The following is a 17,889-nucleotide window of genomic DNA, read 5'->3' on the forward strand; positions in this document are numbered from 1 at the left end:
CGCATCCGACAGCGAAACAGACTTTCCCAGAGCAGATTCCAGCACATTCACGATCGCGTCGAAATGCTCGGCGAACACCGGGTAGACACCGTGCAACTCAGCAGCCATACCGGCCCACTGCGCACCCTGCCCCGAGAACACCACACCCGTCGAACCCGGCACCACCCGACCGGACACCACACCGGGCGCCGGCTCGCCGCGGCCCAGCGCTCGGATTCCGGCCCGCAGGCCCTCACGCTCGGACGACAACACCACCGCACGGTGGTCGAACGCCATCCTCGTCGCGAGGGAGAAGCCGATATCGGCCGACTCGTATTCACGGTCGGCGAGATGGGATGCCAGCCGCCGGGCCTGGTCGGCGAGCGCCGCACCCGTGCGCGCCGATACCACCCACGGCAGCACGCCACCGGCCGGCGCCGTCGTGGTTGCCGGTCGCGAGTCGGTCTCCGGGGCCTGCTCGACGATGACGTGCGCATTGGTGCCACTGATACCGAACGAGGACACACCCGCACGACGCGGCCGACCCACCTCCGGCCACGCCACCGACTCGGTCAACAACCGGATATTGCCCTCGGACCAATCGACCTTCGTACTCGGCCGATCGACATGCAGTGTCCGCGGCAGTTCCCCATGGCGCATCGCCATGACCATCTTGATCACACCACCCACACCCGCCGCGGCCTGAGCGTGACCGATATTCGACTTCAACGACCCCAACCACAACGGACGATCCGCAGCACGATCCGGCCCATAGGTGGCGAGCAACGCTTGGGCCTCGATCGGATCGCCCAACGTCGTACCAGTGCCGTGCGCCTCGACCGCATCCACATCCGCGGGCGAGAGACCAGCATTTACCAAGGCCTGCCGGATCACCCGCCGCTGCGACGGACCGTTCGGCGCCGTCAGACCATTCGACGCACCATCCTGATTCACCGCCGAACCGGCCAGCACCGCAAGGACTTCGTGACCGTTGCGACGGGCATCCGACAGCCGCTCCAGCACCAGCACACCCACACCCTCGGACCAGCCCACTCCGTCCGCCCCCTCGGCGAACGACTTGCACCGGCCGTCGGGAGACAGGCCACGCTGACGGCTGAATTCCACGAAGACATCCGGTGTCGCCATCACCGTCACGCCACCGGCCAGCGCCAGATCGCATTCACCCGACCGCAGCGACTGCGCGGCCAGATGCATCGCCACCAGCGACGACGAACACGCGGTATCCACGGTGACCGACGGACCCTCGAAGCCGAACGCATACGAAACCCGGCCGGAGACAATGGATCCCGTATTCGCGCTGGCGGGATAGTCGTGGAACGACACCCCGGTGAAGACCCCGGTCGCACTGCCGCGCAACGCGTTCGCGTCGACGCCGGAGCGTTCCAAGGCCTCCCACGACGTCTCCAGCAGCAGCCGCTGCTGCGGATCCATCGTGATGGCCTCGTTGGGGCTGATGCCGAAGAAGTCGGCATCGAAATCAGCTGCGGTATAGAGGAATCCGCCATGCCGGGTGTAGGTACGACCCGCCTTTCCCGGTTCCGGATCGTAGAGGGCGTCGATATCCCAGCCTCGATCCGCCGGCAGCACCCCGGTGGTATCGGTGCCCGCCGCGACCACGCGCCACAGGTCTTCCGGTGAGGCAACCCCGCCGGGATATCGGCAACTCATCGCGACGATCGCGATCGGGTCGCCGTCGTTCCGAACGCGTTCGAACACAACGGTATCGGCGGCGTCCACGCCCTCCAGTTCCGAACGGACGAACTGCGCGACGGCTTCGGGAGTCGGATAGTCGTAGATGAGCGTCGCCGGTAGTTTCAGACCGCTCGCGGCGTCGAGCCGGTTCCGGAACTCGACCGCACCGAGGGAATCGAAACCCAGCTCCCGAAACGCTCGCCGCGGTTCGACCGCATCCGCGGACGGATGCCCGAGAACACCGGCAGCCACCGATCGAACCAGGTCGAGCACCGCTGCCGCACGATCGGAGTCCGACGAACCAGCCGGCAGCCGCAGGAATGCCGGTCCCGCCGCGGGTGTCGACTGCCGGCGTGGGGTGACCGCAACGATCGAGCGGACCAGCGCCGGAATCCCCGCACCGCGGGTGCGCAGCATCGCCGGATCGATCCGCAGCGCCACCAGTTGAGCCGTATCGGCGGCCAACGCCGAATCGAACAGCGCCACACCCTGCGATTCGGTCAGAGGCGGGAACCCCTGCCGGCGCATCCGTTCGAAATCGGCCTCCGACAAGTCGACGCCGAGCCCGCTCGACCGCGCCCACAGCCCGAAATCCACCGATGTCGCGGGCAATCCCGCCCGGCGGCGATGCGCCGCCAGCGCATCCAGGAACACGTTCGCCGCGGCGTAATTCGCTTGCCCGGCCGCCAGGACGAGCCCGCCCGCCGAGGAGAACAACACGAACAGCGACAGCGACCGATCGCGCGTGAGCTCGTGGAGGTGCCACGCCGCATCGACCTTCGGAGCGAAAACCGAGTCGATTCGTTCCCCGGTCATCGATTCGATCACACCGTTGTCGACCGTTCCGGCCGCGTGCACCACTCCCGTGAGGGGATGTTCGCCGGGAATGCCGTCGATCACCGCGGCCAGGGCAGCCCGATCGGATACGTCACACGCGGCGATAGTCACCTGGGCGCCGAGTTCGACCAGTTCGTCGCGCAACCGCATCGCGCCGGGGGCCGCCGTCCCGCGACGTGAGATCAGAAGCAGTTGCCGCACACCGTGATTCGCGACGAGGTGCCGGGCGATCAACGCACCGAGTCCTCCCGTCCCACCGGTGACCAGCACCGTGCCCCGCTCCACGGACCGAACGAGTGCGCCGGACTCGCGGCGACGCAACCGCGGAACCAGCACCTCCGCGCCGCGCACCGCGACTTCGGGCTCGTCCGCAACCGCGGCGGACAACGCCGCCACAGTGCTCGTGTCCCGCTCCGAATCCGCCTGGTCCAGGTCGAGCACCTGGAATCGGTCCGGGTGTTCCGCCTGTGCGGCGCGCAACAAACCCCACACCGGGGCGTGGCTCAGGCTCACCGGGTCGGACATATCGACGGCCACGGCGAATCGGGTCACCACAACCAGACGCGACCGTTCGAAGCGAGAATCGCTCAACCAGCGCTGGAGCGTGTCGAGAACACCGGTGACGACGCGCCGGGCCGCCTCCGGCGGCGCGCCCTCGAACTCGGGGCACTCCCACAGAACGATCTCCGGAACAACCGAATCCTCGGACGCGGCCAGAGTGTCGATCAGAGTCTCGAGGTCGGGATGGCCGGCGGGCGAACCTATTACCGCCACACGTTCGGGCACAACGGTCGCCACCGAGGACCGCGCGGCGGCGACCCACTCCACATCGAACAGATTCCGATCAGCCAGGCGCGCACCCAGCTCCTCGGCCGAAATCGGCCGGGGAGCCACGGCAGCCGCCGACAACACCGGCCGCCCGCGATCGTCGGCGATCCGCACTCCGAACTCGTCACCGTCGACGACGATCCGCACCCGCACCACCGCGGCCCCCACCGAATATCGGGTCACCCCGGTCCATGTGGACGGCAACGCCGGGGACGCTGCGTCCGCGCCGCGGACCATCCCGGGCTGCAGCGCCGCGTCGAACAGCGCCGGATGAATGCCGAAACCCTCGGCTGCGACCGAGTCGGGTAACGCGACCTCGGCGAACAACTCGTCTCCACGCCGCCAGGCCGCACGCACCCCCTGGAACGCCGGGCCGTATCCGTAACCGGCATCGAGCAATCCGTCGTACATACTGTCGACGTCGACAGCGGCGGCGCCCACCGGCGGCCACGACATCAGGTCGAAGCCGGCGTCCCGGCCCTCGGCGAGAACACCCTCGGCATGCAATGTCCAGGACGGATTCGCCTCGAAATCACCGTCGGGGCAGGAGAACACCCGCACCGTCCGGCCGGCCTCCCCGTCCCGGCCGCCGACCACGACCCGGAGGGCGACGCCGCCGGACTCCGGCAACACCAGCGGCGCCCGCAACCCCAGTTCGGTCAGCGTCGAACAGCCGATCCGCATCCCGGAATGCAGCGCGAGCTCGACGAAGCCGGTGGCGGGGAACACCACCAGCCCCGCGATCGTGTGGTCGGCCAGCCACGGCTGGGTTGCCACCGACAGCCGGCCCGTCAACAGCAGGCCATCGGATTCGGGGATCGAGATCACCGCGCCCAGTAGCGCATGGTCGACCGCACCGAGACCGGCCGCCTCGACGTCGGCGATGCGGGAGCCGGACGCGAGCCAGTAGCGGTGACGCTGAAAAGCATAGGTGGGCAACGGCACTCGCGATACCGATCGTCCGGCGAAGAACGCCGGCCAATCGACATCGAAGCCCACCACGTGCGCGTGGGCCAGGCAGTTCACGAGCTGCTCGACCTCCGGCCGCCCCCGACGTGCGCCCGCGACGACCGACGATTGCGATTCGATATTCTCCGGCAGGCATTCGCGGACCATCGCCGTCAGGACGGCATCCGGGCCGACTTCCAGGAACCGGCGGACACCCGCTGCCACGAGGGCGTCCACGCCCGGAGCGAACCGCACGGCCGCCCGTACCTGTTCGACCCAGTACCGGGGCTCCAGTATTTCGTCGCCGACGATCCGGCCCGACACGGTGGACACCAGTGGAATCTGTGGACGGTGATAGGTCAGATCCCTTGCAACGGCCTCGAATTCGGCCAGCATGGGTTCCATGCGGTGCGAATGGAACGCGTGCGATACCGCCAGCCGCGATGTCTTGCGCCCATGGTCGGCGAACCACCGGCCGACTGCCGAGACGGCATCATCGTCGCCCGAAACCACGACGGAGACAGGGGAATTCACCGCCGCGATGGACACCCGGCGCCTATCGCCGGCCACCGCCGCCAGCACCTCCGACACCTCGGCTTCGCTCGCCGCGACAGCGAGCATGGCGCCGCCCTGTGGCAACCGCCCCATCAGCCGCCCGCGGGCCGCCACCAATCGGCAGGCGTCGGGCAGCGACCACACGCCGGCGAGACAGGCGGCCGCCACCTCGCCGATCGAATGTCCGATCAGCACATCGGGTGTCATGCCGTAGGAGATCAGGAGCCGGCCCAGCGCGACCTCGTACGCGAACAGTGCGGGCTGGGTGAATTCGGTCCGATCGAGCACATGGCCGTCGGTCTCGTCGAGACCGCCGCCCGACCACCGTCCGGTGAACATCAGCTCGGCGAGCGAGCCGCCCAGCAGCGGATCCAACTGGGCGCAGATCTCGTCCACCGCGGCAGCGAACACCGGGAACGCCGCGTACAGTTCCCGCCCCATCCCGACCCGCTGCGCGCCCTGACCGGTGCACAGGAAGGCCGCCTTCCGGGTGACCGCCTGCCCCGTCAGCACGCCGCCCGCTGTGGTCGCCGAACCGTGTTCGGCGAGTGCTGCCAGTCCGGCGAGCATCGTCTCCCGGTCGGCGGCCACGACCGAACCCCGGTACTCCAGCTGGGCACGGGTCGTCACCAGCGACCAGCCGATGTCGTCGACTTCCAGGTCCGGCTGTTCGGTCACCCAATTCAGTAACGCGCCCGCCTGCGCCCGCAGGCCCGCCTCGGTCTTCGCCGAGATCAGCCACGGCGAGACAGCGGATCCCACGGCCCGCACGGGATCGGCGCCGTCGTCCACCACGTCGGCGGATGCCGCCTCCGGAACAGGAGCCTCCTCCAGGATCAGGTGCGCGTTGGTGCCGCTGGCGCCGAAGGAGGACACCGCCGCGCGACGCACCCGCTCGCCCGCCGGCCACGGTTCCGCCGTGGTGAGAAGCCGTACCCCGCCGCCCGACCAGTCCACATGCGGGGACGGAGCGTCGACATGCAAGGTGGCGGGCAGCAGGTCGTGCCGTAATGCCTGCACCATCTTGATGACCCCGCCGACCCCGGCCGCGGCGGAGGTGTGCCCGATGTTCGACTTCAGCGAGCCGAGCCGGAGCGGACCCGCGACGCGCTCGCGGCCGTAGGTGGCGATCAACGCCTGCGCCTCGATCGGGTCGCCGAGCGTCGTGCCGGTGCCGTGCGCTTCGACCACGTCGATGTCGGCGGGCGCCAGACCGGCGTTGGCGAGCGCATCGGTGATCACCTTCTCCTGCGACGGGCCGTTCGGCGCGGTCAGGCCGGCACTCGCGCCGTCCTGGTTGACCGCGCTGCCGCGGATGAGCGCCAGGACCTGATGACCGTTGCGGCGTGCGTCCGACAAGCGCTCCACGACGAGCATGCCGAGCCCTTCGGAGAATCCGGTCCCGTTCGCTCCCGCCGCGAATGCCCGGCACCGTCCGTCCGGGGACAGCGCGCGCTGCCGGCCGAAGGCGATCAGCAGGGTGGGGTCCGACATCACGGTGACTCCGCCGACCAGGGCGAGCGAGGTGTCGCCCTGACGCAATGCCTGGCAGGCGAGGTGCAGCGCGACCAGCGACGACGAACACGCGGTATCCACCGAGAGCGCGGGGCCCTTGAATCCGAAGGTGAAGGCGACCCGACCGGACAGGACCGCGGACGAAACACCCGGGTAGGCATGGCCTTCCGACTCCGCGGTCAGGCCCGGCGAACCGACGCGGGGCCCGTAGTCCTGATGGATCACGCCCGCGTACACCCCGGTGTCGCCGCCGCGCAGCGAGATCGGGTCGATCCCGGCGTCCTCCAGCGCCTCCCAGGCCGCTTCCAGGAACAACCGCTGCTGCGGATCCATGGCCGCGGCCTCGCGCGGGCTTATGCCGAAGAATCCGGCATCGAATTCGCCTGCGGCGTCGAGGAATCCACCTTCGCGCGTGTAGACGGTTCCCGGTGTACCGGGGTCGGGGTCGAACAGACGCTGGAGGTCCCAGCCACGATCGGCCGGGAACGGACCGACGGCGTCGGTGCCGGCGGCGACCAACTCCCACAACCGCGCCGGAGTGTCGGCACCACCCGGATATCGGCAGCTCATCCCGACGATCGCGATCGGTTCGCCGGCCCGGTCTTCCAGGTGCTGAATATGTTTCCGGGCGGCGCGCAGGTCCGCGGTGACCTTCCGCAGATACCGGCTGAGCCGTTCCTCGTTGCTGGTCTCGGGGTTGCTCATGCCGGGCCGAACTCCTTGTCGATCAAATCCAAGAGCTCACTGTCGGAGGTGAATTCGAGGTCGTCGTACTCGTGCACGGTCGCCTCGGCACCGAGGAAGGTGCGCAGGCGCTCGTCGACTCCCCGTAATCCGGCGAGGATCTCGTCGTTGCCGGCGCCGGCGGCGATGATCCGCTCGAGCAGTGCCTCGAGCCGGGCGATATCGTCCGACGCCGCGAGCGTCGCCGGGGCAGGCGCGACCGTCGCGATCTGTGCCAGCACGTAATCGGCGACCTCGCGCGCGGTCGGATAGTCGAACACCAGGGTCGAGGGCAGCGACAGTCCGGTCGTCTTCGACAGCCGGTTCCGGAACTCCACACCGCCGAGGGAATCGAAGCCGAGTTCGTCGAACCCGCGATCGGGCCCCACGTCGTCGGGCGAGTCGTAGCCCAGCACGGCGGCCACCTGTTCGCGCACCACATCCAGGACGACGCCGAGGCGCTTCGCCTCGGCGACGCCGTGCAGCCGCTCCCCCAGTCGCGGTTCGGCGGCGACCGCGGTGACCGAACGGTCGCGGGCGCGAACGAATCCGCGCAATACCGGCGGTACCAGGCCGTCGTACGCCTCCGACCGCAACTTCCCGGTATCCAGATGCATCAGCGCCGAGAACGATTCGCCCGCGGCGAGGGCTTCGTCGAACAACCGCAGGCCCTCGGTGCGGTCCAGCGGCGCCAGACCCAGGCGCTCGAATCGGCCGAGAGCGGCCCGGTCCAGCCCACCCGTCATGCCGATGTCCGGCTGCCACGGACCCCAGGCGAGTGCGACGGCCGGTAGCCCTTCGGCGCGGCGTCGCGCGGCGAGCGCGTCCAGGAAGCCGTTCGCGGCGGCGTAATTCGCCTGCCCCGCCGATCCGATGATTCCGGAGATCGAGGAGAACATCACGAACGCCTCGAGATTCATCCCCCGGGTTAGCTCGTGCAGGTACTCGGCGGCGGCCGCCTTGGGCGCGAACACCCGATCCACCTGCGCACCGGTGAGCGTGTGGACAGTGCCGTCGTCGAGGACGCCCGCCGCGTGCACGATCCCGGTGAGCGGGTGCTGGGCGGGAATGCCGGCCAGCACATCGCGCAGCGCGTCGCGGTCGGTGACATCGCAGGCGGCGATCCGCACGTCGGCACCGAGACGCGCCAGATCATCGGCGAGTTCGGTTGCGCCGGGGGCACGTTCGCCGCGGCGCGATACCAGCAGCAGTCGTCGCACGTCGTGCGCGGTGACCAGATGTCGTGCCAGCAACGCGCCCAGCCCCCCGGTGCCGCCGGTGATCAGGACTGTTCCCGTGCCGAACGAAACCGGCTCGGCCGCAGCGGATGTCACCGGCTCCAGGCGCGGCGTCAGGAGGCGGCCGGCGCGCAGCGCCATCTGTGGTTCGCCGGTCGCGATCGCGGCGGCGATCCGCTCGGCCGAGATGTGGTCCGCGCCCTCGGCGGCGTCGAGCAGGACGAACCGTTCCGGATATTCGGTCTGGGCACTGCGGATCAGTCCCCAGATCGCCGCCGATCCGGTATCCGGAGCTTCGCCGGGCAGCGCCGCCGCACGCTCGGTCAGCACCACCAGCCGCGACCGCGCGAAGCGAGCCTCCGCCAGCCAGTCGTGCACCGTGCGCAGGGCCGTTTTCACGCGGTCGTTCGCCGACAACGGCGAATCACTCTGCGCCCCCGAGAATTCGGGCCACACGACGACAGCCGGGACGGCCGGCGCCGATGCGAGGGCGGCGAGATCCGGATACCGCTCCTCGATTCCACGCACCCGCGCGGTCCCGAGCAGGGTGATACGGCCCGGAAGCGGTTCGCCGGGCTCGACGACCGTCCAGCCCAACCCGTACCGGCCCGCACGCGCACCCGGCAGCGTGGCGCGCAACTGGGAGGCATCGTAGGAACGCATCACCACCTCGTCGACGGAGAACACCGGATTTCCGTCCTGATCGACGGCCACGACGCTGGTCGTCTCGCTGCCGCGCCGGACGGCCATCACCCGCAGGGTGGTCACCCGCGCGGTGGTATGGAATCGCGTTGCGCCCCAGCGGAACAGGAGCTTGCCCTCGCTTCGGTCACCAGGGTGGTCGGACCAGATCAAACAGACGAGTCCGGCATGGAGCGCCATATCGAACAGGGCCGGATGCAACTGGAACCGATCGGGCGAGACCTCGCGGTTCAAGGTGACTTCGGAGAAGATCGTGTCACCCCGACGCCATGCGGCGTCGATGCCGATGAACGAGCTCCCGTATTCCAGGCCGGCGACCCGGGCGACCTGGGCCGGGATCCATGCGGGATCGACCGGTTCGGCGTCGGCCGGCGGCCACGCCTCGGTGCGCAGGATGTCGGTGAGTTCGGGGCCGGCCGGTTGCTCGCCGCTCAGCACACCACTGGCATTGCGCGCCCATTCCAGGTCCCGGCCGGGCAGCCGGTAGTGGAAGGTGAACGGTCGCCGGCCCGTCGGATCCGGTTCCCGCACCAGCACTTGCAGCTCGACATCGCCCTGCGCCGGCGGGAGGATCGGCGCCTCGAGCGTGAGCTCGTCCACGGCGCCGCATCCGATCCGCCGACCGGCGACCACCAGCATCTCCATCAGCGCGGCGCTCGGGACGAGCACCACTCCGTAGCTGGTGTGGTCGGCGATCCAGGGCTGGGTGCGCAGCGACAGCCGCCCGGTGAACAGCCACTCGTCGCGATCGCCCACGCGCACCACGTCGGTGAGCAGCGGATGCTCCGAAGTATTCCGGGCGTCCCCGGCGGCGGGGTCGAGCCAGTACCGGCGATGTTCGAAGGCGTAGGTGGGCAGAGCGACCCGGGTATTGCGGCGGTCGGCGAACAGCCGCGTCCAGTCGACCGGCAGTCCGGCGGTATGCGCTCGGCCGAGCAGTGTCAGGAACTGCTCGACCTCGTCGTGCTCCCGGCGGGCCGCCGCGGCGACCGCGGAGCGCGCCTCGATCTCCGCGGGAAGGGTCTGCTGCGTCATCGCCGCCAGCACCGCGTCGGGCCCGACTTCCAGGAAGCGGCGCACGCCCGCCGCCACCAGAGTCTCGACACCCGGCGCGAAACGCACCGCGGCACGCACCTGTGCCACCCAGTACCCCGAATCCGAGATCTCCTCGCCGGCAATGCGGCCCGAGACGTTCGACACCAGCGGAATGCGGGGGACGCCGAAGGACACACCGGCCGCCGCCTGCTCGAACTCGGCCAGCATCGGCTCCATCCGCGTGGAATGGAACGCGTGCGAGACCCGCAATCGGCTCGTCCGGCGACCCCGCTCGGTGAACTGCCGCTCGACCTCGCCGACGGCGTCCTCGTCACCCGAGACCACCACGGCCGCCGGCGCGTTCACCGCCGCGATGGCCACCCGATCACCGAATTCGACTGTCGCCGAAGCGACTTCGGCTTCCGATGCGGCGATCGCGAGCATCGCGCCGCCCTCGGGCAGCTCCGCCATCAACCGCCCGCGCGCCGCGACCAGTGCGCAGGCATCGTCGAGCGACCACACGCCGGCCACATACGCCGCGGCCAGCTCGCCGATCGAATGGCCGATCACCAGGTCGGGGCTCAGACCGAACGACTCCAGGAGCCGGCATATCGCCACTTCGAAGGCGAACAGGGCGGGCTGGGTCAACCGGGTCCGATCCAGCATCCCGGTCTCCGCGGCGGCCGCGTCGCTTCCGCGCCCGGTGAACATCGCCTGCCGCAACGAACATCCCACCAGGGGATCGAACCGGGCGCACACCTCGTCCAGCGCTCGGGAGAATACCGGGAACGCCGCTGCCAGCTCCGCGCCCATTCCGACGCGTTGCGCACCCTGGCCGGTGAACAGGAAGGCCGTCCTGCCCGTGCACACCGTGCCGGAAACCACTGCGGGCGAGGATGTTCCGGACGCGAGCGCGGCGAGTCGCGCCGACATCTGCTCACGATCACCACCGAGCACCACCGCCCGGCACTCGTGCTGCGTGCGTGCGGTCGCCAGGGAATACGCCACATCCGCCGGATCGGCATGCGGATGGTCGAGCAGCCAGTTCCGCAGCTTCGCCGCCTGCGCCCGCAGGGCGGTCTCGTTCTTGGCCGACACCAGCCACGGCATCGGCGGTCGGTGGTCGGCGGCGGTCGGTGCCGAGACACCCGACGGGGTGGCGGGCGCCTCCTCGAGGATCGCGTGCGCGTTGGTGCCGCTGACACCGAACGACGACACACCGGCCCGGCGCACCTTCTCCCCCGCGGGCCACGGTTCCGGCCGGGTCAGCAGCCGCACCTCGCCCGCGGACCAATCCACATGCGAGGACGGCGCATCCGCGTGCAGGGTCCGGGGCAGGGTTTCGTGCCGCAGCGCCTGCACCATCTTGATCACGCCACCGACACCGGCCGCGGCGACGGTGTGGCCGATATTCGATTTGATCGAGCCGATCCGCAGCGGCTCCCGGTCCCCGCGGTCCTGCCCGTACGCGGCGATCAACGCGTTGGCCTCGATCGGATCACCGAGCGGGGTGCCGGTCCCGTGCGCCTCCACCGCGTCCACGTCGGCGGGTGCGAGCCCGGCATTGGCGAGTGCCTGCGCGATCACCCGTTCTTGCGACGGACCGTTCGGCGCGGTCAATCCGTTGCTCGCACCGTCCTGGTTCACCGCCGTCCCGCGCACGAGGGCGAGCACGTCGTGCCCCCGGCGCCGGGCATCGGAGAGCCGCTCAAGCACCAGCACACCGACACCTTCGGCGAAGGCGACGCCGTCGGCGTCCGCGGAGAAGGCCTTGCACCGGCCGTCGGGCGAAAGACCGCGCTGCCGTGCGAAATCCACGTACAGATAGGGGCTGGCCGCGACGGTGACACCACCGGCCAGCACCAGCGAGCTGTCACCCTGGCGCAGCGCTTGGCAGGCCAGATGCAGCGACACCAGCGACGACGAGCATGCGGTGTCCACGGTCACCGCCGGCCCCTCCAGCCCGAGCACATAGGCCACCCGCCCGGATATCACGCTGCTGGTATTACCGGTGAGCCGATAGCCCTCGAGTTCGCCCTCGACGCGGTCGACATAGCCCGAGGCGCCGGCGCCGGTGAACACTCCGGTATCGCTGCCGCGCAGGGATACCGGGTCGATACCCGCCTGCTCCAGCGCCTCCCACGACACTTCCAGCAGCAATCGCTGCTGCGGATCCATCGCGACGGCTTCGCGGGGGCTGATCCCGAAAAAGCCCGGATCGAAATCCGCTGCGTCATAGAGAAATCCACCACGGGTGGTGTAGACGGTACCGGGTTTGTCCGGGTCCCGGTCGAACAGTCGCTCGAGCTGCCAGCCGCGATCCGACGGGAACTCGCCGGTCGCGTCGGTTCCGGAGGCGACGAGGTCCCACAGGTGGTCCGGCGATTCCACACCCCCCGGGAAGCGGCACGCCATCCCCACGATCGCGATCGGTTCGTCGGTCCGCACCCGGCGCACGGGCTCGACGGCGGGTCCGTCGGCCGCGACCGGCGCGATGCGGGAGTGCACGAGTTTCGCCACCGCCGACGGGGTCGGGTGGTCGAACACGAGCGTCGACACCAGCTGCACGCCGGTGGCCTCGGCCAGGCGGTTGCGGAACTCCACCGCGGCGAGGGAATCGAAACCGATCTCGTCGAAGGGCTGGTCGGGCCCGATATCGTTGCCCGAGTCGTGCCCCAGCACGGCGGCCACCTGCTCGCGCACCACCTCCAGCACGACATCACGGCGTTGTGCCTCCGGCACCCCGGCCAACCTCGCGCCCAGCGACGACGCCGCGGCCGATTCGGTGCGCGCCGGTCGCGCCGAGCGGGGCAGGAATCCACGCAGCACAGCGGGAACCGCGACGGCGTCGGATGCGCGGCGCAGGACGGTCGCGTCGAATCGCAGGGGTATCGGTCGAACGTGCGCGAGGGCCGCATCGAACAGGCGCAGACCGTCGGCGTCGGCGAGCTGCCCCAGGCCCAGGCGCGCCCAGCGGCGCAGCGCCGCATCGTCCACCTCGCCGGTCATGCCGCTGCCCTGATTCCACGGCCCCCACGCCACCGAGGTCGCGACCATCCCCGCCGCTCGCCGCGATCGGGCGAGGGCGTCCAGAAATCCGTTCGCCGCCGCGTAATTGCCCTGCCCGGGCGATCCGAGCACTGCGGCGACGGAGGAGAACAGCACGAATGCCGACACATCGCGGTCGCGGGTCAACTCGTGCAGATGCCATGCCCCGTCGACCTTCGGCGCCAGCACCCGATCCAGCTGCTCGGGGGTCGACGACTCGACGGTGCCGTCATCGAGCACCCCGGCGGCATGCACGATCGCGATCGGCCCGGCGGCGGGATCGAGGGTCTCCACCAGTTGTGCCACCGCTTCGCGATCCGCGATGTCGCAGGCGATCACCCGGACGTCGGCTCCGGCCCGCGTCAGCTCGGCGGCCAGGGCGTCGGCACCGGGGGCCGCAGGTCCGCGGCGCGAGGTCAGCACCAGTCTGCGCACACCATGTTCGGCAACCAGATGGCGGGCGAACAGGGCGCCCAAGCCACCGGTGCCACCGGTGATCACCACCGTCGCATCCCACGGCGACGCCGCGACTCCGGTCTCGTCCGCTGCCGAGGCGCGCGTCAACCGAGGAACCAGCAGCTGCCGATCGCGCACGGCGACCTGCGGTTCACCCGAGCGCACCACCGCCGCGATCAGATCACCGTCCAACGACACGGAAGGGTCGATGTCGAGTAGAACGAACCGGCCCGGATTCTCCGACTGCGCACTGCGCACCAGTCCCGACACCGCGGCGGCGGCCGGATCCGGTTGCGCCTCGGGCAATCCGGCACCGCCCGCCGTCACCACCACCAGCCGGGCGTCGGAGAGAGATCGCTGCGCCAGCCAGGACTTCAGTACCGCCAGCGTGCCCTGCACGTGCGCCCGCACCGCCGCCGCGACATCGGTGGCGTCGGCACTGGTCTGCGCTGCGGCTTGCCACACCACTACATCCGGAACCCGTTCGACCGCAACGACTTCGGCGACGGAACCGTAGCAGGCGCCGATCCCCGGCAGCGGCGCGCTGCCGAGTACCGCCATCGACGGGGCCGGCGACGCGGCCGGGCTCGCCGGCGCGGACTCCCACCGCACCTCGTAGAGGCCGACGTCGTCACGCGCCAGGGTCCGCCGGAACTCGCCGAGGTCGTACGGGCGCATCACCACCGCGTCGACCGAGACGATCGGGTCGCCGTTCGGATCGACCGCCGCGACGGAGATGGTTTCGGTCCCGCTCGCGATCGCGACGACCCGCAGCGAGGTCACCTCGGCCCGGCGTTCACCCGCCTGCCGGTGGAATCGCGCACCGCCCCACCGGAACAACAACCGGCCCGTATCGGGAGGGAAATCCGCGTCCCGCCACATCAGCCGCGAAAAGCCCGCGTGGAGCACCAGATCCAGCAGGGCCGGATGCAGATCGTGGCGAGCGGCCTCCGGTGCGGCGGCGGTATCGAGGACGACCTCGGAGAAGACCGCGTCGCCGCGCTGCCATGCGGCGCGCACCCCGATGAACGCCGGACCGTATTCGAGCCCGGCATCCCGGTAGATCCGCTCGGCCAGTCCCGCGGTATCTGCTCGTTCCGCGTCGGCCGGCGGCCACGGCTCCGCCCGCAACCGCGCCGACAACTCCGAGTCGTCGTCCCGATGCGCCGCCAGCGCGCCGGTCGCGTTGTGTACCCAGTCGCCGTCCGCCGAGGTCCGGAAATAGAACTCGAACCGGCGACGCCCGGCCCCGTCGGGCGCTTGCACCAGGACCTGCAGCTCGATCTCGTCGTCCGCGGTCGGCAGAATCGGCGCCTGCAGGGTGAGGTCGTCGACCACCCCGCAGCCGATCCGGCCGCCCGCGACGAGCAGGAACTCGATCAAGGCCGCGCTCGGCACGACCACGACACCGTAGGTCGTGTGGTCGGCGATCCACGGATGAGTGCGCAACGACAACCGGCCGGTGAACAGCCATTCGTCGCTGCCCGCCAGCCCGACCACGCCGGTCAGAATCGGATGATCCGAGGCCGGCGACACCTCGCCGGCGGGCTGCAGCCAGTACCGTCGATGCTGAAACGCATAGGTGGGCAACGGAACTCGCCGCACGTTGCGGCCCGCGAACCACGGGGCCCAATCCACCGCCGCACCCGCCACCTGAAGCTCCGCCAACGCCGTGGCAAACCGCACCACCTCGTCGACCGAGCGCCGCGCTGTCGCCACCACCGAAGCGGCCGACTCGACCTCCGGAAGCTCGGCCAGACATTCGCGAGTCATCGCCGCCAGCACCGCATTCGGGCCGACCTCGACAAAACGGCGCACTCCCGCCGCCACCAGCGCCGCGACCCCCGGCGCGAACCGCACACAGCCGCGTACCTGGCGCACCCAGTACTCCGGTTGTGTCACCGCGTCCCCGGCGACATCGCCCGATTCGTTCGACACCACCGGCAGGCTCGGCGGGCGGTACGTGACGCTCTCGGCGACGGACCGGAACTCGGCCAGCATCGGATCCATCCGTGCCGAATGGAAGGCCTGCGTGACCCGCAACCGATTGGTCTCGACACCGAGACCACCGAGTCGCCGCTCGATCTCCGCGATGGCGTCGACATCTCCGGACAGCACCGTCGAGGACGGGCCGTTCACCGCCGCGACCTCCACCGCGCCACCGAAATCGGCGGCGATCTCGACCGCCCGCGCCTCCTCGACCGCCACGGCGAGCATCGCGCCGCCCGCGGGAAGCGCACCCATCAACCGGCCGCGCGCCGCCACCAGCGCGCACGCGTCGGAGAGCGACCACACCCCGGCCACGTATGCGGCCGCCAACTCTCCGATCGAATGCCCGATCACCACATCCGGTGTCACACCGAAGGATTCGACCAGGCGGAACAACGACACCTCGAACGCGAACAGCGCGGGCTGCGTGAACTCCGTCCGATCCAGCGCCGCATCCGGACCGGCGAACATCACCTCCCGCAGCGAACGGCCGAGCAGCGGATCGAACTCCGCGCACACCTCGTCCAGCGCCGCCGCGAACACCGGAAACGCCCGGTACAAACCGGCGCCCATCCCGGCTCGCTGGGCGCCCTGCCCCGTGAACAGGAAGGCGGTCTGTCCCGCAAGCACTTTCGACTCGATCGTGTTCGGCGCACCCGTCGCCAGATCGGCCAGACCAGCAAGCAGTTCGTCGCGGCCGCGGCCGAGGACCACACCGCGGTGATCCAACAGCGCCCGCGAAGTTGTCAGCGAATGGGCGACGTTCCACGGATCGGCATCGGGATCGCCGAGCAGCCACTGCCGCAAGCGATCCGCCTGTGCCCGCAGCGCGTCGCGGGACTTGGCCGAGATCACCAGCGGGACCACATCGGATGCGATGGGATCGAGACCCGGCACATCCGCACTCGCCGGGTCCGCGACCGGCTCGGCGGGCGCTTCCTCCACGATCAGATGGGCATTGGTACCACTGGCCCCGAACGAGGAGACCCCCGCCCGGCGCACCCGCTCCCCCGCCGGCCACGGTTCGCTGCTGCGCAGCAGTCGTACTGTTCCCGCCGACCAATCCACATGCGGCGACGGCGCATCCACATGCAATGTCTGCGGCAACATCTCGTGCCGCATCGCCTGCACCATCTTGATCACGCCGGCCACCCCCGCGGCGGCCTGCGTGTGCCCGATATTCGACTTCAGCGAGCCCAAACGCAGCGGTCCGTGTGCGCGCCCCTTCCCGTAGACGCCGATCAGTGCCGTCGCCTCGATCGGATCGCCCAGCTTGGTCCCGGTGCCGTGCGCCTCCACCACGTCGACATCCGAGGCGCCCAGACCCGCGTTCGCCAACGCCTGCGCGACGACTCGTTCCTGGGACAGTCCGTTCGGAGCGGTCAGGCCGTTGCTCGCGCCGTCCTGATTCACCGCGCTCCCACGCACCACCGCCAGCACGGTGTGGCCGAGCCGGCGGGCCTCGGACAGCCGCTCCAGCACCAGCATGCCGATGCCTTCGGAAAAGCCGGTGCCGTCGGCGGCCGCCGCGAACGCCTTGCAGCGGGCATCCGGCGAAAGCCCCCGCTGACGCGCGAACGAGATCAGCAGGGACGGATCGGACATCACCGTGACGCCACCGGCCAGCGCGAGGGTGGCGTCCCCGTTGCGCAGCGCCTGACATGCGAGGTGAATGGCCACGAGGGACGACGAGCACGCGGTGTCGACCGAAATCGCCGGGCCCTTGAAGCCCAGGGTGTAGGCGATCCGGCCGGACAGCACGCTGTTCGCGACGCCGAAGTAGGCGTGGCCTTCGGTTTCACCGCTGGTCGCCGGCGTGCCGATGCGCGGACCGTAGTTCTGGTGGATGACTCCGGCGAAGACGCCGGTTCCGCTGCCGCGCAACGACATCGGATCGATGCCGGCGTGCTCCAGGGCTTCCCATGACACTTCGAGCATCAGGCGCTGCTGCGGATCCATCGCCGCGGCCTCACGGGGGCTGATTCCGAAGAAGGCCGCGTCGAAGTCTCCGACGGCATCGAGATATCCGCCTTCGCGGGTGTACACCGTGCCCGGCACATCCGGATCCGGGTCGTAGAGCCGCTGCAGATCCCAGCCGCGGTCGGTGGGGAAGCCGCCGACCGCGTCCACACCGTCGGCGGTCAGGCGCCACAGGTCCTCGGGCGAGCGCACACCGCCGGGATACCGGCAGGACATGCCGACGATGGCAATGGGTTCGGTCGAGCGGTCGGTGAGCTCGCGGAGTTGTTGTTTGGTCTCGTACAGCTCTTTCGCGGTCTTCTTGAGGTATTGCCGTAGCTCGTCGTTGTCGGCCATCGGTGGG

2 protein-coding genes are annotated in these 17,889 nt (G+C 70.0%); both read right to left on the bottom strand.

Annotated elements, in window-relative coordinates:
• Window positions 1-7,080: type I polyketide synthase (locus tag IG65_RS0117160; protein ID WP_030515930.1), on the bottom strand; the 7,080-nt coding region annotated here is incomplete at its 3' end.
• Window positions 7,077-17,882 carry a type I polyketide synthase gene (locus IG65_RS0117165; protein ID WP_051756324.1) on the bottom strand — a complete coding sequence of 3,602 codons (10,806 nt, stop codon included), beginning with the start codon at window positions 17,880-17,882 and terminating at the stop codon, window positions 7,077-7,079. The genes IG65_RS0117160 and IG65_RS0117165, both read right to left, overlap by 4 nt.
• Between the last annotated feature and the right edge of the window lie 7 nt (window positions 17,883-17,889).

Source organism: Nocardia sp. NRRL WC-3656, from assembly GCF_000720265.1.
Taxonomy (GTDB): Bacteria; Actinomycetota; Actinomycetes; order Mycobacteriales; family Mycobacteriaceae; genus Nocardia; species Nocardia nova.